The sequence below is a fragment of the Pyramidobacter sp. YE332 genome (assembly GCF_033060595.1).
GTDB lineage: Bacteria > Synergistota > Synergistia > Synergistales > Dethiosulfovibrionaceae > Pyramidobacter.
On sequence record NZ_CP133038.1, the window covers coordinates 813,422 to 833,031 of the forward strand.

At 60.4% G+C, this 19,610-nt stretch carries 23 protein-coding genes; 21 read left to right on the top strand and 2 right to left on the bottom strand.

Going from position 1 to position 19,610, the window contains the following annotated elements; all coding sequences use genetic code 11:
• Positions 1 to 16 precede the first annotated feature (16 nt).
• Positions 17 to 535 carry a 3-isopropylmalate dehydratase small subunit gene (gene leuD, locus RAH42_RS03795; protein WP_240496141.1) on the bottom strand — a complete coding sequence of 173 codons (519 nt, stop codon included), beginning with the start codon at positions 533 to 535 and terminating at the stop codon, positions 17 to 19.
• Positions 536 to 537: 2 nt separating this feature from the next.
• Complete coding sequence (locus RAH42_RS03800; protein ID WP_078016333.1) at positions 538 to 1,827, bottom strand: aconitase/3-isopropylmalate dehydratase large subunit family protein; 1,290 nt, start codon at positions 1,825 to 1,827, stop codon at positions 538 to 540.
• A gap of 329 nt (positions 1,828 to 2,156) precedes the next feature.
• On the opposite strand from RAH42_RS03800, the gene RAH42_RS03805 reads away from it, so the two are divergent.
• From RAH42_RS03805 to mgtE (RAH42_RS03905), 21 genes are all read left to right on the top strand, one after another.
• Positions 2,157 to 2,990 carry an amidohydrolase family protein gene (locus tag RAH42_RS03805; protein WP_078016334.1) on the top strand — a complete coding sequence of 278 codons (834 nt, stop codon included), beginning with the start codon at positions 2,157 to 2,159 and terminating at the stop codon, positions 2,988 to 2,990.
• A gap of 170 nt (positions 2,991 to 3,160) precedes the next feature.
• The gene (locus tag RAH42_RS03810) at positions 3,161 to 3,949 is read left to right on the top strand and encodes a MurR/RpiR family transcriptional regulator (RefSeq protein ID WP_078016335.1); all 789 of its coding nucleotides are present in this window, start codon (positions 3,161 to 3,163) and stop codon (positions 3,947 to 3,949) included.
• 219 nt (positions 3,950 to 4,168) lie between these two features.
• Positions 4,169 to 4,759 carry a DJ-1/PfpI family protein gene (locus RAH42_RS03815; protein ID WP_078016336.1) on the top strand — a complete coding sequence of 197 codons (591 nt, stop codon included), beginning with the start codon at positions 4,169 to 4,171 and terminating at the stop codon, positions 4,757 to 4,759.
• Between the two features lie 55 nt (positions 4,760 to 4,814).
• Positions 4,815 to 6,098 carry an SLC13 family permease gene (locus RAH42_RS03820; protein WP_078016337.1) on the top strand — a complete coding sequence of 428 codons (1,284 nt, stop codon included), beginning with the start codon at positions 4,815 to 4,817 and terminating at the stop codon, positions 6,096 to 6,098.
• Between the two features lie 796 nt (positions 6,099 to 6,894).
• Positions 6,895 to 7,293, top strand: a complete 399-nt coding sequence (locus RAH42_RS03825; protein ID WP_317540000.1) for a MarR family transcriptional regulator — start codon at positions 6,895 to 6,897, stop codon at positions 7,291 to 7,293.
• A 695-nt stretch (positions 7,294 to 7,988) separates the two neighbouring features.
• Positions 7,989 to 8,465, top strand: a complete 477-nt coding sequence (locus RAH42_RS03830) for a Na+/H+ antiporter subunit E (protein WP_240496143.1) — start codon at positions 7,989 to 7,991, stop codon at positions 8,463 to 8,465.
• Positions 8,462 to 8,734 carry a monovalent cation/H+ antiporter complex subunit F gene (locus tag RAH42_RS03835; protein WP_009164171.1) on the top strand — a complete coding sequence of 91 codons (273 nt, stop codon included), beginning with the start codon at positions 8,462 to 8,464 and terminating at the stop codon, positions 8,732 to 8,734. The genes RAH42_RS03830 and RAH42_RS03835 overlap by 4 nt, the downstream gene beginning before the upstream one ends.
• Positions 8,731 to 9,144, top strand: a complete 414-nt coding sequence (mnhG, locus tag RAH42_RS03840) for a monovalent cation/H(+) antiporter subunit G (protein WP_078016339.1) — start codon at positions 8,731 to 8,733, stop codon at positions 9,142 to 9,144. The genes RAH42_RS03835 and mnhG overlap by 4 nt, the downstream gene beginning before the upstream one ends.
• Before the next feature lie 2 nt (positions 9,145 to 9,146).
• On the top strand, positions 9,147 to 9,407 hold the full coding sequence (locus RAH42_RS03845) for a hydrogenase subunit MbhD domain-containing protein (RefSeq protein ID WP_078016340.1): 261 nt from the start codon (positions 9,147 to 9,149) through the stop codon (positions 9,405 to 9,407).
• Positions 9,404 to 9,688 (top strand): hydrogen gas-evolving membrane-bound hydrogenase subunit E, encoded by a 285-nt coding sequence (gene mbhE, locus RAH42_RS03850; protein WP_078016341.1) that lies wholly within the window; start codon positions 9,404 to 9,406, stop codon positions 9,686 to 9,688. The genes RAH42_RS03845 and mbhE overlap by 4 nt, the downstream gene beginning before the upstream one ends.
• Positions 9,685 to 10,200 carry an MnhB domain-containing protein gene (locus RAH42_RS03855; RefSeq protein WP_078016342.1) on the top strand — a complete coding sequence of 172 codons (516 nt, stop codon included), beginning with the start codon at positions 9,685 to 9,687 and terminating at the stop codon, positions 10,198 to 10,200. The genes mbhE and RAH42_RS03855 overlap by 4 nt, the downstream gene beginning before the upstream one ends.
• Positions 10,187 to 10,540: a cation:proton antiporter subunit C gene (locus RAH42_RS03860; protein ID WP_009164176.1), complete on the top strand. Its 354-nt coding sequence runs from the start codon at positions 10,187 to 10,189 to the stop codon at positions 10,538 to 10,540. The genes RAH42_RS03855 and RAH42_RS03860 overlap by 14 nt, the downstream gene beginning before the upstream one ends.
• Positions 10,537 to 12,102 (top strand): proton-conducting transporter membrane subunit, encoded by a 1,566-nt coding sequence (locus RAH42_RS03865; RefSeq protein ID WP_078016343.1) that lies wholly within the window; start codon positions 10,537 to 10,539, stop codon positions 12,100 to 12,102. The genes RAH42_RS03860 and RAH42_RS03865 overlap by 4 nt, the downstream gene beginning before the upstream one ends.
• A gap of 46 nt (positions 12,103 to 12,148) precedes the next feature.
• Positions 12,149 to 12,436 carry a hydrogenase gene (locus tag RAH42_RS03870; RefSeq protein ID WP_317540001.1) on the top strand — a complete coding sequence of 96 codons (288 nt, stop codon included), beginning with the start codon at positions 12,149 to 12,151 and terminating at the stop codon, positions 12,434 to 12,436.
• A gap of 12 nt (positions 12,437 to 12,448) precedes the next feature.
• Positions 12,449 to 12,919: an NADH-quinone oxidoreductase subunit B family protein gene (locus tag RAH42_RS03875; RefSeq protein WP_317540002.1), complete on the top strand. Its 471-nt coding sequence runs from the start codon at positions 12,449 to 12,451 to the stop codon at positions 12,917 to 12,919.
• A gap of 6 nt (positions 12,920 to 12,925) precedes the next feature.
• Positions 12,926 to 13,519 carry an NADH-quinone oxidoreductase subunit C gene (locus RAH42_RS03880; RefSeq protein WP_078016346.1) on the top strand — a complete coding sequence of 198 codons (594 nt, stop codon included), beginning with the start codon at positions 12,926 to 12,928 and terminating at the stop codon, positions 13,517 to 13,519.
• Positions 13,520 to 13,530: 11 nt separating this feature from the next.
• Complete coding sequence (locus tag RAH42_RS03885; protein WP_154528446.1) at positions 13,531 to 14,769, top strand: nickel-dependent hydrogenase large subunit; 1,239 nt, start codon at positions 13,531 to 13,533, stop codon at positions 14,767 to 14,769.
• Positions 14,763 to 15,749, top strand: a complete 987-nt coding sequence (locus tag RAH42_RS03890; protein ID WP_078016348.1) for a complex I subunit 1 family protein — start codon at positions 14,763 to 14,765, stop codon at positions 15,747 to 15,749. Before RAH42_RS03885 ends, RAH42_RS03890 begins: the two co-directional genes overlap by 7 nt.
• 21 nt (positions 15,750 to 15,770) lie before the next feature.
• Positions 15,771 to 16,349 carry a 4Fe-4S dicluster domain-containing protein gene (locus tag RAH42_RS03895; protein WP_078016349.1) on the top strand — a complete coding sequence of 193 codons (579 nt, stop codon included), beginning with the start codon at positions 15,771 to 15,773 and terminating at the stop codon, positions 16,347 to 16,349.
• Positions 16,350 to 16,831: 482 nt separating this feature from the next.
• Positions 16,832 to 18,193 carry a magnesium transporter gene (gene mgtE / locus RAH42_RS03900; protein WP_317540003.1) on the top strand — a complete coding sequence of 454 codons (1,362 nt, stop codon included), beginning with the start codon at positions 16,832 to 16,834 and terminating at the stop codon, positions 18,191 to 18,193.
• Between the two features lie 71 nt (positions 18,194 to 18,264).
• A complete protein-coding gene (gene mgtE / locus RAH42_RS03905) occupies positions 18,265 to 19,596 on the top strand; it encodes a magnesium transporter (RefSeq protein ID WP_078016351.1) in 1,332 nt (443 codons plus the stop codon).
• Positions 19,597 to 19,610 lie beyond the last annotated feature (14 nt).

A 19,610-nucleotide genomic window follows, 5' to 3' on the forward strand; every position in this document is an offset into this window, starting at 1 on the left:
GCGCGTCTTTAACTCTTCAATGTTTCCCCTGCTTCTTCATATACCCAAACAATCCCCCCGCTTCCATGATCTCGTGCTCGAGGTCGCTGACGGCGTCACCGTGAAATTCCTGGTTGCTGGTCAGATCACGGATCGAACCGGTGTCGAGGTCGACTTCCAGCTGATCGCCGTTTTTGATTCGGCCGTTGTGGATGGCGTCGGACAATCCTTTGACGAACAGCACGGGATAGCCGTTGTTGATGGCGTTGCGGTAGTAAATGCGCGAGCAGGTTTCGGCGAGGACGCAGGGGATTCCCGCGTATTCGAGGCAATAGACGGCGTGCTCGCGGCTGGATCCGCAGCCGAAGTTCTTGCCGGCGACGACGAAGTCGCCCGGGCTTGCCTCTTTGGCGAAGTTCTCCTGCCCGGGATAGTATTCGAAGGCGTACTGGGGCATCTGCTTGGGGTCGGTCTCGGCCAGGTATTTATTGTGATAGATCAGGTCGGTGTCGACGTTGTCGTCGAAAACCCAGGCGCGTCCGGTCAGTTTGCTCATGTTCATTCCTCCTGTCCGAGAATGTCGCGGGGGTCGGTGATGCGGCCGCGGACGGCGCTGGCCATGGCGGTCATGGGGCTGGTCAGGTAGGTGTGGCTGCCTTTGCCGACTTTGCCGATAAAATTGCGGTTGTTGGTGGCGATGCCCACGTCGCCCGAGGGCATTGCGCCGTAGTGTTCGGCGGTGCAGAGGGCGCAGGTGGGATTGGTGAAGACGATCCCGGCTTCGAGGAAGGCTGCGGCCAGCCCGTTTTTGATGCACTCGAGCTGCACTTCCGTGGTGCTCGGCGTGATGATCACGCGCGTTCCGGGATCGACGGCGCCGCCGCCGGCCATCAGCACGTCGTAGGCGGCTTTCATGTCCTCGTAGCGGCCGTTGGAGCAGGAACCGATATGCACCTGGTCGATATGGGCGCCGGCCACTTCGCGGACCGGTTTGACGTTGTCGGGAGCGTCGGGGCACGAGACCAGCGGCTCCAAAGCGCTGACGTCGTAGCGAAGCGCCTGGCAGTACTCGGCGTCGGGATCGGCGGAAAGAGTTTTGACGCGTTCGACGACTTCCCGTCCGGCGCGTTCGACCAGCCATTCGAGCACTTCGCCGCTGGGCATGATCAAAGGCACTTTTCCGCTCATCTCCGTGACCATGGAGCAGAGGGTGATGCGCTCGGCCAGCGTGGCGTTGTCGATGGTTTCGCCGGTAAATTCGACGGCGAGGTAGTCCATGCCGTTGGCGCCGAGGTCGCCGACGATTCTCGTCAGCAGGTCACGCATGCATACGCCCCTTGGGAACGAGCCGGTCACTTCGATCTTCATGGTCTCGGGCACTCTGAACCATGCCGTGCCGTTGATGTAGGAGGCGGCGACGTCCGAATTGCCGACGCCGGTCGCGAAAGCGCCGACGCCGCCCAGCAGGTTCATGTGGCTGTCGGTGCCGAGCACGACGTCGCCGGGCTTGATCAGGCCCGCTTCGAGCATGACGTGTTGGCCGACGCCGTGATTCACGTCGAAAAGATGTCGAATGCCTTGTCGCTTGGCGAACTCGCGGATGATCTTCTGATTGTTGGCGACCTTTTCTGAATGAGCCGGCGCCTGCAGGTCGAACGTATAAGCGACTTTGTCCGGATCCCAGACTTTGGCGTCCTTGCCCATCTCCTTTTCAAACTGGAGCACGCAGTTGGCGCCGCCGAAATCACGGGCGGACGCCAGGTCCACACGGCACCAGACGCGTTCGCCCACCCGGACCGGGCGGCCCGCCGCGCGCTCCATGATTTTTACGATGCAAGTCTTTCCCATTATGATGGCGTTCCTTTCATTTCATATTTTTAGATCGATTGATTAAGAAGCAGCACGCGCTGATCGTCTGATAATGACTCTTTATTGATAGTCAAAATTTATCACGATTGAAGATGAGAGAAAAGCACATAAATTTTATATGGGGGCATCTTTTGGTTGCCAAGAGGCAAAATATTCTGGAAACAGCTTAATGGTAAGCAGCGAAAAGTTCAACGAAAACGCTTTCCGCGGTGCAAGAAAATTTTGCACGAGGGGAGATATGTTTTGCTTTTCAACAGCGGCCTTTCTTTAATAAAATGTAACAAATTTTGTTAAAGGAGCGCTGCCCCATGAACAGCTCAGAACACCCCTTCTCGTTTGCCATGCCCGAAAACGCGTGCAATTCCCATCTGCACATCATTGACCCCGCCTTCCCCAACGACGGCAAGGCCGAGGCCCAGCGCGGCACCGTGGAGGAGTACAAGGCGGTCGCCGCGGCGCTGAAGCTGCCCCGTGCCGTCTTCGTCCAGGCCAAGCCCTTCGGCACCGATAACGCGTGTCTGCTCGACGCGATCGAGAAATTCGGGGCGAAAGACGCCGTCGGCATCGCCGTGGTGAATCATTCTGTCGCCGACGCGGAGCTCGAACGCCTCAACGCCGGCGGCGTCAAGGGACTGCGCTTTTCCGTGTGGAACCCCAAGAACGCCGTCGTCTCGTTCGACGACTGTCCGCCGCTGTCGGAACGCTGCGCTGACATGGGCTGGAACATGCAGCTGCACATGAGCGCGAAACAGTACCTCGAGCATGCCGACGTGATCCGCAAGCTGAAAGGCAAAGTGGTCATCGACCACATGGGTCGTCTCGACCCCGCTCTCGGCGTCAAGGATCCCGCGTATCGATTTATCTGCGAAATGATCGATCGCGGCGCCACGTGGGTCAAACTGTCCGGCGCTTATCTGAACACCGTCGCTGGCCGCCCCTGGAACGACGCTACCGCCACGGCCGTTGAGCTGGCCGGGTTCGCGCCCGAGCGCGTCGTCTGGGGCAGCGACTGGCCGCATGTCACAGAAAAGGTCAAGCCTGACGAAACTGAGCTGGCCGAGCTGATCGCGACGTGGTTCCCCACGGAGAGAGCGCGCAGGCTGGCGCTTGTGGACAATCCCGCTGAGCTGTATGGGTTTTAGTCTCCATCGGAATAAAAGCAGCCGCGGGAACCGTGAATACGCCTGCGGCTGCTTTTTTGTGCATCCTGTGGATCTTTTTCGCCGCGCGGTCCGAAAAGGCGTAAAATCAAGAACAATCATGATTCGGTTGTGTGCTGATATTTTGATTAAGGAAGAGGGGAGAGCACATCGTGTTTTACGGAAAACTGCCGATTTTGCTGCTGGCCGAGCTGGTGGAGCATCCGTCGGACGCGACGAACGCGCGGATCGCGTCCTACATCCTCACGCACATGGGCGAGCTGCGCGATCTGTCGATCAAAGAGCTGGCCGCTGACTGCTACGTTTCGACCGCGTCGGTGTCGCGTTTCTGCCGCGACATCGGCCTGACTGACTTTGCCGATCTGCGCCGCCTCATCAACAACACGGACCTCAAGTTCGAGATCGCCTCGAACGCCCCTTCGCCTGCCGCGCAGAAGAAGGAATACATCGGCGCGGTCATCGACGCCATCGCGCTGGCGCGCGACAGTCTGGACATGAGGATGATCGAGCTGCTGGCGCGCGACATCGAAAAGTTCGATAAAATTTCGGTCTTCGGTCCGCTCAAGGCGGCGACCGCGGCGCTCAACCTGCAGACCAATCTGCTCATGCTCGGCAAGCTGGTCAACACCAGTCTGCGCTATTCAAAACAGATCGACTATCTGGAAAAAGCCGATGAGAACGACCTTGTGATCATCTTCAGCTATTCCGGCATCTACTTCGGCTACAAGTACAGTCAGAACCGTATCCATCCGAACATCAAGCGCCCGAAGATCTGGTTCGTCACGGGCAATCCGCTCGTGCGCGAAAACGATTACCTCGACTGCGTGATCACGTTCAAATCGAAGCAGGATCAGGCGTCGCACCCGTATCAGCTGCAGATCGCCGCTGACCTGATCGCGCAGAGTTACGCGCATCTGAAGAATTCCGCGCAAGCGAAATAGGCATTGGCCGAAAAAAAACGCGAAAACAGCCTCGAACAGGCAGGTAATCCTGTTCGAGGCTGTTTTTTCGCTGTGTGCCCGCGTCCGCTCTGAATAGGCTTTTTCGCGGCGCGTTTTCATTTCCTGAAACGGTTTTCGTCATCGGTAAATTTATTGAAATTCAAATTTTTGACCGCTATACTTTTCGCCAGAAAATATTGAAAAAGGAGGTCGTCGGCAATGACGAAGAAGGTCTGCGTCATCCTCGCCAACAACTGCGAGGAAGGCGAAGTGAGCGAGATCATCGACGTGATGCGCCGCGCCGGTTTCGACACCGACGGCGTGAGCATCGAGGGCGAGATCATCACGGGACAGCACAAAGTGCGCATCCTCGCCGACAAGGTGATGGGAGAGGACGTCGAGCCGTACAAGGATTACGACGCTCTGGTGCTCCCGGGCGGCTGGGGCGCGGCCGACACGATGAAGGCCGATAAGCGCGTGCTCGATCTTGTGAGATATTACGCGGGCGATCCGAACAAGTACATGTGCGCCATGTGCGCTGCGCCTGCCGTGCTGGCTGCCGCCGGCGTGAGCAGGGGCAAGACGCTCACGTCCTATCCCGGTCCCAAGATGGAGCCGCTTTTTACCGACGCCAATTACGTGACCGACACGGTGGCTTTTGACGACGACAGGCATTTGATCACCAGCCGCGGTCCGGGCACCTCGCTGCCGTTTGCGTTTGCGATCGTCGACTCTCTGGGCGGAGATTCCGCCTTCATCAAGGGGCGTTTCCTCTACAACGCGCTCAAGGACTGGCCTGACCGGGCATAAGCGCTGTGTCGGATTTCAATCACATTCTTTAATATAGAAAGGATCTGTTTGTACAATGACCGCACAAGTCGCAACGCTGCTGGCGATCCTTGCCGCCATGTCCGTTTCTTTCTTCGCCGAGCTGCTGCCCATCTCGTTCACGGCTCTGATGGTCCCCGTCGCCCTCCAGGCCACCGGCATCCTCAAGCCCGCTCAGGCGTGGGCCGGTTTCGCCAATACGACGATTATCACGTGGTACGGCCTGTTCATCATCGGCGGCGCGTTCGTCAAGACGACGTTTACCAACAAGATCAAGCACTTCGTCAACCGCAACGCGCAGGGCAGCTCCGTGCGCGTCACGCTGATGGTGCTGATCGCTTGCTCCGTGATCGGCATGATGACCAGCGCCGGCGGCACGATCGCTCTGCTCAGCCCTTTGCTTCTTGAGATCTGCAAGGATACCGGCATGGACCCGAAGAAGCTCTTCAAGCCCACGGCCGACGTGTGCAACTGGGCCTCGGTGCAGATGTTCCCGATCGGCGGCTCGATCGCTTATTTCATGTGGTTCAACTCCTACCTTGAGCAGACGGGCTCGCCGCTGCGCTACGGCTTGTTCGACTTTACGTTCATCAAGTTCCCGATGTGGCTGATCCTTGTCGCCTATTACCTGTTCACGAGCCGCGGACAGAAACTGAAGAGCGAATCGGTGGCCGAAGTGGCCGAAGCGGCCAAGCCGGCACGCTATGCGCCCAAGGAAGAAAAGGTCATCGTCACGATCTTCTTTCTCAACGTCATCCTGATGGTCGTCGCCAGCATGACGAAGATCATCGCTTCTTACCTCGTCAGCCTGTTCTTCGCCGCCGTCATCATGGGCAAGGGCTACCTGACTGAGAAGGAAGCCTTCCAGTCGATCAGCTGGCAGACCGTGTTCCTCGTTGCCGGCACCCTGCCTCTGGCCACAGCGATCAACGTTTCCGGCACCAGCGAGTGGATGGTTGGGCTCGTCCAGCAGATGTTCCCCTCGATGACCAATCCCGTCGTGCTCGCTACCGCGTTCGCCGTCATCTCGATGGTCGTCACGCAGTTCATGAGCAATCTGGCCGTGTGGGCCGTGTTCGGCCCCATCGCCGCCTCGATGGCCGTGTCGCTGGGCATGGATCCTCGCCTCGTGCTCGCCGGCGTCGGCGTCGGTTCGATCATCTGCTTCGCCACGCCCATGGCCGCGCCTGCTCCCGCTTATGCCTATTCGGCGGCGGGCTTCAAGATGAAGGAGTACATCAAGATGGGCTGGTTCCCTTGCGTGCTCATGACCGTCGTCTTCGTCCTCTGGGCGCCGCTCGTCCTCAACTGGCTGTACTAAAAGGCACGCACAGTCATTCCCCTCATACACGCGTCCCGGTCTTTCCTGTTGCGAAAGGCCGGGGCGTTTTTATTGACGGGCGGGCATGATTATAGCGGGGCAAAACCGGTTAGAGGACAGGGGACGACTCGGACGCAACCTTTCGGCGCAGTTGTGGGAAATAAAAAATACTCACGAAGGTCGCTTGAAAAACTGACGCGAGCCACCCGAATTTTTGCGGAAAAAGGAGCGCCTGGCGGCTGATATGTCCCCGGGATGCTGGTCACATTGATTGCTGGGAAACATTTTTTATGCTCGCTGTGCCACGGGCGAAAGTAATACTATTTCTTAATTAAAAGGCCGAACGCAAGGGGGCTGCGGGGGAGTTCAGTCGCTTGGACATACTCGACCACTACGCGGTCTGCACAGCTCGCTTTGTGAATCTCCCCCGCACCCCCCGGAAAACTATGTTAATACTTTCTATCAAGAATTAGTATAAGATCGTGGCCGGCGAGAGTATGGCGGCGCCGCGACAGACGCGGCGCTGTTTTGTCAAAAAGAGAAATCTGCTTGACAATTTATTAGTTTTATTCTCGTGTTGTCAGTTTCCATGGCTAATGAAATGAGGTAAAATGGAACAGAAGCAGGACTTTAAGGATTTTCATGGCGCTGGATAAATGAGACAGTGGAAAATCAAAAAATTATGTGTTAAAATAAGCGCCCGTAAAAATCGCTGCACGAGGCTTGCGCCTTAAAAATTCTGAAGCGCTGGAAGGGAATGGATATGGAAATGATGAGTGATGAAGCACTGGAGAAGATGACATCGACCCTCGTGGAGTTCTGCGAGAGGTTTTACGGCTGGGAGGCGTCGGTGGCGAAGCTGGGGCGGCTGTCCGCGCCGCAGCTGCGTACGATCTGCGTGATCGGGCGCAATGAAGACATCCGCATGAAGGACATCGCCGACCGCATGGAGCTGACCACGGGAACGGTGACCGTGATGATCGACCGCCTTCAGGTCATGGGACTTGTGGAACGCTGCCGGAACGAAAACGACCGCCGTTCTTACAAGATTCTCCTTTCCGAAAGAGGGCGCGCTTATTACGAGGAACACCGCAAGCGCCAGAAAGAGCTCGTCCGCAAGTTGGCTCTGAAAATTTCCGACAGCGATCGCGAGGTGTGCGAGCGCGTGCTCGAGAACTTCATGCATAGCATCTGATCGTCGACGAATCGTTCGATTTCGGCGGTTCGCCAAAAGAAAGGTGGAAGCGGCTTTCGTCCTGCAAGCCGCTTCCACTTTTTCTTGTCCGAGGCCCCGGAGCGGACAGAAAATTCTGACGGCGGCGGAAAATATGGCGCCTGGATTTTTACCGTCCGAGACGGGCGCGGGTGGATTCCCGGAGATGAAGGGCACGAATGAATGGCATCATGCTATGATCTGCAAAAATTTCATCATATCTGCGAGTATCTTGAGGAACCATACTGAGAAATGACGGACAAAAAAAGAGTATTGTACAAAAATTGTATTTTATTCGCGAAGCTCTGCACAATGTAAATTTTATCGTATAATGAATAAGTAATTCTGTTTTTTTCTGTTCAAAGTGTGGTGAGTTGGGTGAGATGTCCTTACTGCGGCTCAAAAGAAATAAGAGATGTCATCTATGGTTATCTGCCCTTTGACATGGCGCGGAAGAAGGAAGAGGGAAAAATCGTTTATGGCGGGCTCTTTATGCCGGAAGGCGCCGCAAGTTACCAGTGCGCTCGTTGCGGCAAGCGTTGGTGAGTGACGGTACGGATCGGACCGTGGGTATTTTTGAAAGGGCGCACGTCGCTGCGTTTTTTCTGGAAAGCCGGCCGGCATGCGCCGGCACGTTGATTTTGGCTGGAGGGGGGAACAGGGATTTGTTTGTCTTTGTGCTTACGTTTATCACCTATCTGCTTCTTTCCTGGTCAGGGGAGGCGCTGCCCGCTTATGAGTACGCGATCGCGCTGCTGGTGGCGGCGATCCTGTACCTGTCGCTGGGACGGAAGAACCGTTCACGGCGCTACGGCTGGGAAGGCCTGAGCCCGAAACGCTGGGGGCTGTTCATCTGTTATTTCTTCGGGCCGTTCCTTTGGGCCTTGATCAGGGCAAATATCGACGTGGCGCTGCGGATCGTCACGGGACGGGTGAAGCCCGGCATCGTCAAGGTCTCTTCGGGACTGAAAAGCGGGCTGGGGCAGACGGTGCTGGCCGATTCGATCACGCTGACGCCGGGGACCATGACGGTGGATATCGATCCTGAAAACGGCGATCTGTACGTCCATTGGATCAACGTGACCGACGTGCGCCCGACGGAGGAAATGATCTACGGCAGCTTTGGCGCCTGGGCGAGGAGGCTGACTCAATGACGTTTGCGCGTTCGCTCTTTGGTTTTGCGGCCGCGGTTCTCGGCGTGCTGGCCTTCGGCTCGGTGGCGCGCATCGTCTGGGGGCCGACGGACGCCGACCGCGCCGTAGCTCTGGATACCATGAATTCGCTGGTCATTGCGATCATGATCCTGCTGGCGGCCGCTTACGATTCGGTGCTCCTGGTGGACCTGTCCATCGTGTACGGCGGGCTGTCCTTCGTGGCGACCATGTTCCTGGCCCGTTATATCGAGAGGAGGAGCCGCTCATGAGCTGGATCATGTACGTGCTGATCGTTCCTTTCGCGTTTCTCGGCATGCTGGTCAACTCTCTCGGCGTGATCTCGCTGTACCGTTTCAAGGACGTCTACATGCGCATGCACGGCGCCACCAAGTGCAGCACGCTGGGGACGATTTTCTGCGCGGCGGCGGTGATCGTCTACTGCGCAGCGAGGATCGTCGCCGGCGGCGAGCTGCGGTTTGCCGTGCTGATCATTCATATCGTTATGGCGCTGTTCGGGCTGCTGATCGGCAATTCGACGAGCGCTCACGTGCTTTCGCGCGCGGCCTACCGTTCCGGCATCAAACCCCGGTTTGCCGTGGTGGACGAATTCGACGGCTTCTGCAAAAAAGAGCTTGAAGAGGAAGCCGCCGAGCTGGCGCAGGAAAAGGAGCGTGAGTAAGCGTGGACTGGCTACATTTTATAGTTCTGATCCTTTTGCTGGTTTCCGGCTTTTTCACGGTCTGGTTCCGCGACCTGCTTTGCTCGGTGATCTGTGCCGGGGCCTTCAGTCTGCTGCTGGCGCTTGAGTTTTACATCCTTCAGGCGCCCGACGTGGCGATCGCTCAGGCGGGCATCGGCGCGGCCCTCGACACGGCGATCTTCATCATCGCCCTGACGGGCATCGGTTACGTGCATCGCGGAAACGGAGGCGGACGCCGATGAAATCCGTGCGGATTCTTTTCGTCATTGCGGCCATTGTGATGGGCGGCGCGCTGATGGGCGCGGTTTCGTCGCTGCATCCTTTCGGCGTGCCTTCGGCTGAAGGACGCGCGGTGGACGAACACTATCTGGACCGCGCCGGCGCGGACCTGTCGTGCGAAAACGTGGTCACGTCCATCGTCTTCGACTACCGCGGTTTCGACACGATCGGCGAGTCGACGGTGTTGTTTGCGGCGCTTCTCTCGGTGATGATGCTGTTCCGCAAGGGGGGCAGAAAACAATGAAGAGCAGGAGCATGCGCCCGCTTTCCGTGATCGCGCGCACGGCCTGCGACATGTACGCGTGGTTCATGGTGGCTTTCGGCGCCTATGTGATCGTCCACGGCGACATCACGCCCGGCGGCGGCTTCCAGGGCGGCGCGATCTGCGCGACGTTCCTGGCGCTGATGCTGGTCACCCAGGGCAGCTCTTACGTCTCGGCGTGGCTGAACGAGAATTTTTACAAAGTCTGCCTGTTCCTGGGGCTGTTCATGTTCATCGGTTTCGGCCTGATGGGATTGGGCTGGGCGATGGACGGCACGATGATGCTGAACTGGGCTGCGGTAGCTCACGACCGACTGGCGGCGGTAAAGCCCTGGTGGCCGCCTTCCGGCACGGTCGCGCTGATGGATATCGCCGTCGGCATCGAAGTCGCCGGCGGACTGAGCCTGATTCTGATGACGATGTTCCGGGCCATTCGTCTGGGCACGGTTCAGGAGGACGGCATGGGAAAGGAGACTGGTCATGATCAGCGCTAATCTGCCTTATTTCGTGGTGGCCGTGCTTTTCTTGATCGGCCTTCTCGGCGTCCTGCTGGAGACGAACATGATCAAGATCGGCATTGCCATCGACGTGATGGAATCGGCTGCCAACATGTTCCTGATCGTGCTGGGGTACCGCGAGGGCGGTTATATCCCGGTCAAGTTCCTGATGCCGGCCGGCACGGAGAACTTTGTGCTGCCTACGCCTCAGGCGCTGACGCTGACGGCCATCGTCATCGCGCTGGCGACGTCGGCGCTGATGCTGTCGCTGATCGTCATGCTGTACCGCCATTACGGCACGCTTGACGTGCGCGAGATCAGGAGGCTGAGAGGATGAGGCTGATGAACCATCTTCCGGCGCTGGCGCTGGCTCTGCCTCTTTTGGCCGCTTTTGCGACGCCGCTTTTCGCCGCGGTGAGCGCCAAGGCGCGCAACCGTTGGGTGACGTGCGTCTCCGCGCTGGTGACGCTGGTTGTCTTCGCGCTGCTGCATCGCGTGCTCGTCCAGGGCACGCAGATCTACGTGATGGGGGCGCCTTCGTGGAACATCTCGTTGCCTTCGGGATTTGCCATTCCCGTGCGCATCATCCTCGAAGTCGACGCGTTCAACGCGCTGGCGGCCTGCGCGGCGGCTCTGGCGCAGCTGGCGGGCACGATCTACGGCCTGAAATTCGTGAAGAAATTCACCGGGCTCGAGTTTTACAGCGCGCTGTTTCTGCTGTTGACGGCCGGCACGATGGGCATGATCCTGACCGGCGACCTGTTCAACTTTTTCGTGTTTCTCGAGATCAGTTCGGTGGCGTCCTTCGGCCTGATCGCGTTCTGGCGCGACCGTCCCGAGTCGGTCGAGGCTTCCTACAAGTACATGCTGGTGTCGCAGCTGGCGGCCCAGCTGGTGCTGATCGGGCTGGCGTTCATCTACGGGCGTTACGGCGTGCTCAACATGGCCGCTTTCAGCCGCGCCGTGCAGCCCGACCTGATCAGCAAAGTGGTGCTGGTCTTCATTCTCGTCGCGCTGGGCATGAAGTGCGGCGCGTTCCCGATGCACATGTGGATGCCCGATTCCTACGCCGAGGCCCCCGCTTCCGTGACGGTAATGCTGGTGGCGACCAGCCAGGCTTCGCTCGTGGTGCTCTGCCGCTTCTGCTTCTCGCTGTACGGTACGGCGATCGGTTCGGCGGCGGTGCCCTGGGCGCTGATCGTCATGGGCTGCCTGTCCATGTTCGGCGGCGTGTCCATGGCGGTGGTGCAGCACGAAGTGAAACGCCTGATGGGCTATCACTCGGTGTCGCAGGTGGGGTACATGCTCACGGCGTTCGGCGTCGGGCTGCTGGCTTTGGGCGACGCGACGGCCATGAACGATTACGGCCTGGCGGCGGTATCCGGCGGACTTTATCACATGATCAACTACATTCTTTACAAGGGATTGCTGTTCCTCTGCGCCGGCGCTCTGTATTACGTCGCGGGCAGCCGCGATCTCGACAAAATGGGCGGCTTGGCGCGGCGCATGCCGGTCACGAGCGTGCTGTTCCTGATCGCCGCGGCCGCTATTTCCGGCCTGCCGCCGTTCAACGGTTTTGTCTCCAAGTGGATGATCTACGAGAGCGTCTACGCGGTCCATCCGTTCCTGATGGTGGTGGCGCTGGTCTCGTCGGTGCTGACGCTGGCTTCCTTCGTCAAGGTCTACCAGACGGCGTTCCTCGGTCCCGAGCGCTCTCAGTTCGCGGCGGTCCGCGAGGTGCCGAAGTCGATGATCGCCGGCATGGTGGTGCTGGCGGCGGCGATTCTCGTGCTTTCGCTGTTCCCCTCGTGGACGGTGAACACGCTGGTGCGCCCGGCGGCGGAGGCTCTGGTGGACAAGGCCTCTTACGGAGCGGCAGTGATGGGAGGTGCTTTGTGATGTTCGGCAGCATTTTCTCCGGCGCCGGTTTCTGGGATGCGGGGGCGTGGATCCTGGCGTTCCTCTTCGTGGGGGAGCGGCGCTTTTCATCCGCCGGATGGGACGCAGCGATTACAAGAAGGGGACTGACCAGGACGAAATTTACTATTCGGGCAACGTCATCCCCGACGCGGAGGTCTTTACGGTCCCGGCCAGCTCTTCCTACTGGGGATTCCGCGAAGCGCTGAAGGGCTATTATTCCCACCTGACGGTGCTGCACCGCGGCATCGCTACGGAGTACGTGGGCTGGTTCGTGTTCACGGCCGCCCTGATTCTCACGTTTGTGCTCGTTTAGGAGGCTGCCGTCATGAAGCTGGAAAATTATCTTCAGGTCTTGCCCAAGTCGCTGTGGTTTTTTACGCTCAACAGCGGTTCCTGCAACGGCTGCGACATCGAAATCGTCGCCAGTCTGACGCCCCGTTACGACATCGAGCGTCTCGGGCTGAAGCTGACGGGCACGCCGCGCCATGCCGACGTTCTTCTGGTCACCGGCCCGGTGACGCGCTTCATGGAGCCGAAGCTGCGCCAGATCTACGCGCAGATCCCCGACCCCAAGGTGGTCATCGCCGTGGGCAACTGCGCCACGTCCGGCGACGTGTTCTTCAAATCCTACAATCTCGTCGGCCCCGTGGATCGCATCGTGCCCGTAGACGTGTACGTGCACGGCTGCGCCATCCGCCCCGAAGCGTTGATCGAGGGCGTGGCCAAGGCGGTCACGTTGTTGGAAGCCAAGCGGGCCGCGCTGCTGGACAAAAGCGCGGCGGGAGAGGGGGCGTAATCCGCGATGGACATGCTGGCAAGCGCGCAATCGAAAAAATATCCCACGTCGATGGAAATCTACGCGGATAAAAATGTGAATTACAAAACGCCTCAGGAAGCGCTCGAATTTCTTCAGAGCCGTTTCGGCGACGCCGTGACGGAAACGGAGCTGCGCGAGTACAAAGAGGGCGTATGCCAGTATTCGCGCTGGCATCTGCTGCTTACCGTCAGGCGCGAGAGGTTCCTCGATCTCGTGGACGCCCTCGGTGAGCTGGACTTTCCCCATTTTCACGTGACCAGCGGCAACGACGACGGCGACGCGATCCGGCAGATCTACCACTTCTCGCTGTTCCGCCGCGAAGGACGCGGCAAGGAACTGACGGTCACGGTCACGGTGCGCGTGCCCGAGACCGACCTGGTCATGCCGTCGCTGCACGGGCGCAATCCCGGCGTCGGTTTCAGCGAGCGCGAGATGAACGAGATGCTCGGCGTCGCTCACGACGGACAGCCCAACACGGATCTCGTCTTCCTGCCCGACGGCTGGGACCGCGCGATCCTGCCCTGGCGCCGCGACGAGACCGGCCCCGAGGGCAAGGGCGTCATCAATGAGCTCGATTAGGAGGTGCCGTGATGACCAAAACCTATAAACTTCCCATCGGTCCCGCGCACGTGGGGCTCAAGGAACCTGTCACGGCGTGGCTCGACATCGAGGGGGAACGCATCGTCGACGCGACGGTCCGCCCCGGCGCGATCCATCGCGGCATCGAGTTCATGAGCCGCGAGCGCAATCCCGTCCAGGTCATCTTTCTGGCCGAGCGGATCTGCGGCATCTGTTCGTTCAGTCATTCCATCGCCTATGCCAAGGCCGTGGAAGACGCCGCCAAAGTCCAGGTGCCCGTGCGCGGTCAATACATCCGCTCGCTGGTGCTGGAACTGGAGCGCGTTCACTCCCACATCCTGTGGCTGAGCGTGGCCTGCTATTCGATCGGTTTCGACAGCGCCTTTCACCTCGGCATGGCCCTGCGCGAAAAGGTCATGGACGTCCTGGAAGCGCTCACCGGCAACCGCGTCAACTACGCCGTGACGGCCATCGGCGGCGTGCGCTGGGACGTGACGCCGAAGGTGGACCGCGTCGTGCGCGACATGATCGCTTATTACCGCAGCGAGTTCCACGAATATTACGACGCCGTGATCAACGATCCGGTGGTCAAGGCCCGTCTGCGCGACGTAGGCGTGCTCCCCACGGGCGACGCCGTGCGTCTGGACGCGCTCGGGCCGACGTCGCGCGGCAGCGGCGTGCGCGCCGACGTGCGCGAGTCGTCGCCCTACGACGCGTACTGCGACATTCCCGTCAAGGCCATCGTGCCTCAGGACTATTTCGGCGAAGTTCACGGCGACGTGCTCGACCGTTTCCTCGTGCGCCTGCTCGAGGTCTATCAATCGCTCGATCTGCTCGAAAGCATCCTCGAGGGGCTGCCCGAAGGCCCGATCACGGCGTTTCCGAAGCCGGTCGCCGGGCTGGCCAAACTGAAGGCGGCCGGCGGCTTTGGCTACGGCTGCATCGAGGCGCCCCGCGGCGACGTCACGCACGTGGTGGAGCTGAAAGCCGGCGACGAGAACGTCTTCATGTGGAAAGTCCGCGCCCCCACCTACGCAAACGCCCAGGCCTGGCCGCTGATGTTCATCGGCAACGAGATCGCCGACGCGGCGCTGATCATCAACAGCATCGACCCGTGCATCTCCTGCATGGAGCGCATGGTGCTGACCGACCGTGCGGCGAACCGTCAGGGCGTGGTCACCAAGGACGAACTTTTGAAGATGAGCCGCGAGAAGACGGCTGACCTGAGGAGGAAGATGGGCCAATGCTGATTCTGAAAATCATCCTCGCGCTTCTGCTGTCGCTCTTTGTCGTTCTCTTCGCGTTGTATTTCCAGGCGCTGGACCGCATCGGTCATGCCCGCATGCAGCGTCGTCTCGGGCCGCCCCTCCTGCAGGGATTTTACGATTTCTTCAAGCTGCTCGGCAAGGAGAACATCACGCCGCGCCGCGCGGTGGGCTGGATTTTCAACGGCGCGCCGGTAGTCGCGCTGGCGGCGGGGCTGATGATCTTTTTGTACATCCCCATGGGCTCGGTGCCGGCGGTGCTTTCCGGCCGCGGCGACATGATCACCGTGCTGTACCTGATCACGCTGTCGAGCATCAGTCTGGCCATGGCGGCCTTCGCTTCCGGTTCGCCGATCGCCACGATCGGCGCTCAGCGCGAGATCGTGCTGATGATGAGCTTCGAGATCCCCACGGCGATCATCGTCTCCTCGATCGCGTGGCTGGCCAGTCGGGCCGGCGTGCCGGGCGCGCCTTTCGCGCTGTCGACGTACAACGTCAGCAGCCCGTGGAGCATGGTGGGCTGGAGCGGATTCATCGGCCTGCTCTGCTTCCTTTTCTCGGCGCTGATGATCACTCCGGGCGAAAGCGGCACGGGGCTGATGGACATTGCCGAGGCCAAGACGGAGATCCTCGAGGGCATGACGGTGGAGTTCAGCGGCGTCAACCTGGCGCTGGTCAACCTGTCGATCACTGTGCGCTCGCTGGCATTTTCGGCGCTGATCGTGGGGCTGTTCTTTCCCGGCTCGCTGTTCGCCGGCAGTCTGCCCAAAGCCGCGGTCTACGTCGTGGATTTCTTCTGGTTCTGGCTGAAAGTGCTGGCGGCGGCGCTGATCGGCGTCACGTATCTGCGCAGCGTCTTCGGACGGCTCAAGATCTGGCAGGCCGCGCGTTTCTACTGGGGGTACGTGGGACTGCTGTCCCTCGCCGGCATGATCCTGATCACCGTCGAGATCATGCTTCATTAAAGGAAAGGGAGGAGATCCGCAATGCTGAACGCCATGTCGCTGACGGTGCTCCGTCAGTTCTTTATGCACTGCCTGACCCGTCCCTTCCCCGCCATGCGCATGCCCGATTCCATGAGCGGCGCGCTGCAGGCGGCGGCCGAGGGCAAAGTCGTTCTCAATCCCGCCGTGCCGCGTTGGGGGCGCTTCCGCGGGCGCCTGAATTACGACCGCGCCAAGTGCATCGGCTGCGGCATGTGCACCAAGGTCTGTCCGGCGCGCGCCATCGTCTTCGATCCCGACACCGAAGGGCAGAAGCCCCGCAAGGTGATGCTGCACGGCGATCGCTGCTGTTTCTGCGCGCAGTGCAACGACGTCTGCCCGGTGTCGGCGCTGAGCATGACGACCGATTTCGCCTTTGCCAGCTCCGGCGACCGCAAAACCGGTACGACCCGGAAGGACACAGGCACGGCGGCCCGCCTGCCGTTCCAGAAGGAATGGCTCGACCCCAAACCGGGCGAAGTGGAGGAGTTCCTGCCGCCGGAACTGCCCGAGGAGGCCCCCTCGGTTTCCGCAGAACCTCCGGCGCCTGCCGCGCAGCCCGCTGCGGTTGAAGGGGAATAAGCGCGTTTCATGCGCGCGCAAAAAAATCGCCCGGTCTCGCGAAGACCGGGCGATTTTTTTTGCGCACTCCGTCCCTTTTTTACGCGGGCGCGTGAAAAATCCTTTTTGGTCACTTGATTCATTTTTTGCGAGTGTGTATCATAATAAAACGTTGCCCTGAAAAGAGCCATACTATTCCTCAATGACAAGGCCAAACACAAGGGCGCTGCGAGGAAGATCCACGAAGCGAGCTGCGCGCCCCGCGCAGCGGTCGAGCTCCTTTTGAGTGACTGGACTTCCTCGCGGCGCCCGGCAAACCGTGGTGACGCTTTTTAGCAAAAAATAGTATCGGGGCGTTTCCATGAGAAGGAGGCGGTCGGAAACCGATGGACCAACACGCTGACGGTATCCCCTTACGATTCGGCACACTAGCTCCGGCGGTTTTCGCTCGGCTCTGACGTTCCTTTCGCGTCGGCTGCCGCCGCTGCCGGAACGCGAAAGGAGTGTTTTTTTTGGAACGCAACAAACTTTTTGAGCAGATCGAGAACTGTATCGACCGGAAGCGCTTCCGCGAGGCCAAAGAGCTGCTCTCCGACATGGAACCGATCGACATCGCCGAAGGGCTGGAGCGCGATCTGCCGCCGGCCCGCCTGGTATTTTATTTCCGCCTGCTGCCCAAAGATCTGGCCGTCGAGGTGTTCGAGCTGCTGGACATCGAGGAGCAGGAACGCTTTTTGCAGCACGCCACGGACGACGAAGTCAAAGAGATCATCGAGGAGATGTCCGACGACGACCGCACGGAACTGTTCGACGAGCTGCCGGCGACCACGGTGAAGCGCCTGCTGCAGAAGCTGTCGCCCGAGGAACGAAAGCTGGCCAACACGCTGCTGGGCTATCCGCAGGACAGCGCCGGCCGCATCATGACGCCCGAGTACATCGACCTCAAGGCGCACATGACGGCCGAAGCGGCGCTCGTGCGCATCCGCCAGAAAGCGCGCAGCAAGGAGACCATCTACACGTGCTGCGTCACCGACGAGGGACGCCACCTGCTCGGCATGGTCGAGCTGGAGGACCTGATCCTCGCCGACCCGCAGACGGAAGTGCTCGACATCATGGACGGCGGCCCCGTCTCCGTGCCGACCACCGCCGACCAGGAAGAAGCCGCACAGATCATCTCCCGCTACGACCTGCACACGTTGCCGGTGGTGGACAAGGAAAACCGCCTGGTCGGAATTATCACCTTCGACGACATTCTCGACGTCGTCGAAGAGGAGGCTACGGAAGACTTCGAGCGCATGGCGGGCATCGAGCCGGTCGAGGAAGATTACCTCGACGCCGGGCTTTTCACCGTCGCGCGCAAGCGTTTCATCTGGCTGATCGTCTGCATCGTCGCCGAAGCGCTGACGTCGACGGTGCTCAAACATTACGCGCCGATCGTGCAGCACGTCGTTTCGTTGACTTTTTTCGTGCCGCTGCTGATCGGCACCGGCGGCAACGCCGGCACCCAGGCGGCGACGCTGATGATCCGCGGCATGACCGTGGGAGAGGTGCAGTGGCGCGACCTGGGGCGGATCATCCTGCGCGAGACGATGACCGGGCTTCTGCTCGGAAGCGCGCTGGGCCTGTTGGGCATGGCGCGGGCCTGGATGATCGGCACGGGAACCGCCGTGGCCTGGACGGTGGCGGCGGCGGTAACGCTGATCGTACTGCTGGGCAATCTGGCGGGGACGCTGCTGCCGCTGCTGGCCCGCGCCGTCAGGCTGGATCCGGCGATCATGTCCGGGCCGCTGATCACGACGGTCGTCGACGTCTGCGGGCTGATCGTCTATTTCGAGCTCGCCGGCGTTTTTATCGGCCTGAGTTGAGCGGTCTGTGTCCGCGATGAGGTGACGAACATGAAAAAAATCTGCGTTTTGGATCGGGAGGACGACCCGCCATGTCCGCCCGCATGGGATACAGTTCTCGTCTGAAGACGCTGCTGCAGCAGGGGCGCCTGGACGAGGCCCGGCTGATGATCCGGGGCATGACGCCGGAAGTGCTGGAGGAGGAACTGCTGCGTCTGCCGCCGCGAAGCGGCCTGGCGCTGTGCAGCATTTTGAAACCGGCCCGTCTGGCCGTGCTGATCGAAGGCCTGTCGCGCCGCGAAAAACAGAAGCTGCTGAGCAGCGCTTCGATCCCCGAGCTGCGGGGGCTGTTCCTGTCGCTGCCGGAGCGTCTGCTGCCGGAGCTGCTGAACGCCCTGCCTTCGCGCCAAAAGCATCCGTTGCTGGAAAAACTGCCGAAGAACCTGCAAAAGCTTTTGCAGCCCAAGAAAGAGTGGCCGGAAGATTCCGTCGGCTACATCATGAGCGGCAACGGCGTGGTCCTGTCGCCGCGGGACACGGTGGCCGGAGCGCTGGACAAGATCCGGCGCGACGCGCCGGGCAAGGATCTGGTCTATCACTGCTTCGTCATCGACGGCGAGCGTTTCGCCGGCACGGCGGCGCTGGAAGACCTCGTTCTCGCCGCGCCGGAAGTGAAGGTCGAGCAGCTCACGGAAGAGGACTGCCACGCCGTGCCGCCCGAAATGGACCGCGCCGAGGCGGCGCGCATCATGTCGCGCTACGACGTGCAGGTGCTGCCGGTCGTGAAGGACGGGCGGCTCCTCGGCGCGCTGCCCTTCGACGACGTGCTCGACGTCATGGAAGACGAAAACACCGAGCTGTTCCACCACGCCGGCGGACTTTACGGCGACAACGACGAGGGCAGTCTGTGGGGCGAAGCGCTGCGGCGCTTCCCCTGCCTGCTGCTCTGTCTGGTGACGGGCATCCTCACCACGGGCATCATGGAAAACTACGAGGACATGCTCTCGCAGGTGCTGGCGCTCTCGTTCTTCGTGCCGCTGCTGATCGACACGGGCGGCAACGTGGGCGCGCAGATCTCGGTGCTGATCATCCGCTCGATGGGGCTGGGGCGTCTGGAAAGCAGCGTGCTGGGGCGGGTGCTGCTGCGCGAATTGGTCACGGCCCTGCTGCTGGGCGGCGCCATGGCCCTGCTGGCGGCGGGACGGTCGCTTTTCATCGGCGCGGGCGCGCAGGTCACGTTCGTGGTCGCCATGGCGATGATCTGCGTGGTCGTGGCGTCCGACCTGCTCGGCGCGCTCATGCCCTTCGTCGTCAAACGCCTCGGCTTCGACCCGGCGCTGATCTCCGGGCCGCTGCTGGCCACGATCGTCGACGTGCTGGGGCTGGCGCTGTACTTCGCCGTGGCGAGCATGGTGCTGCTGTAGCCGTTTGTGAAAAA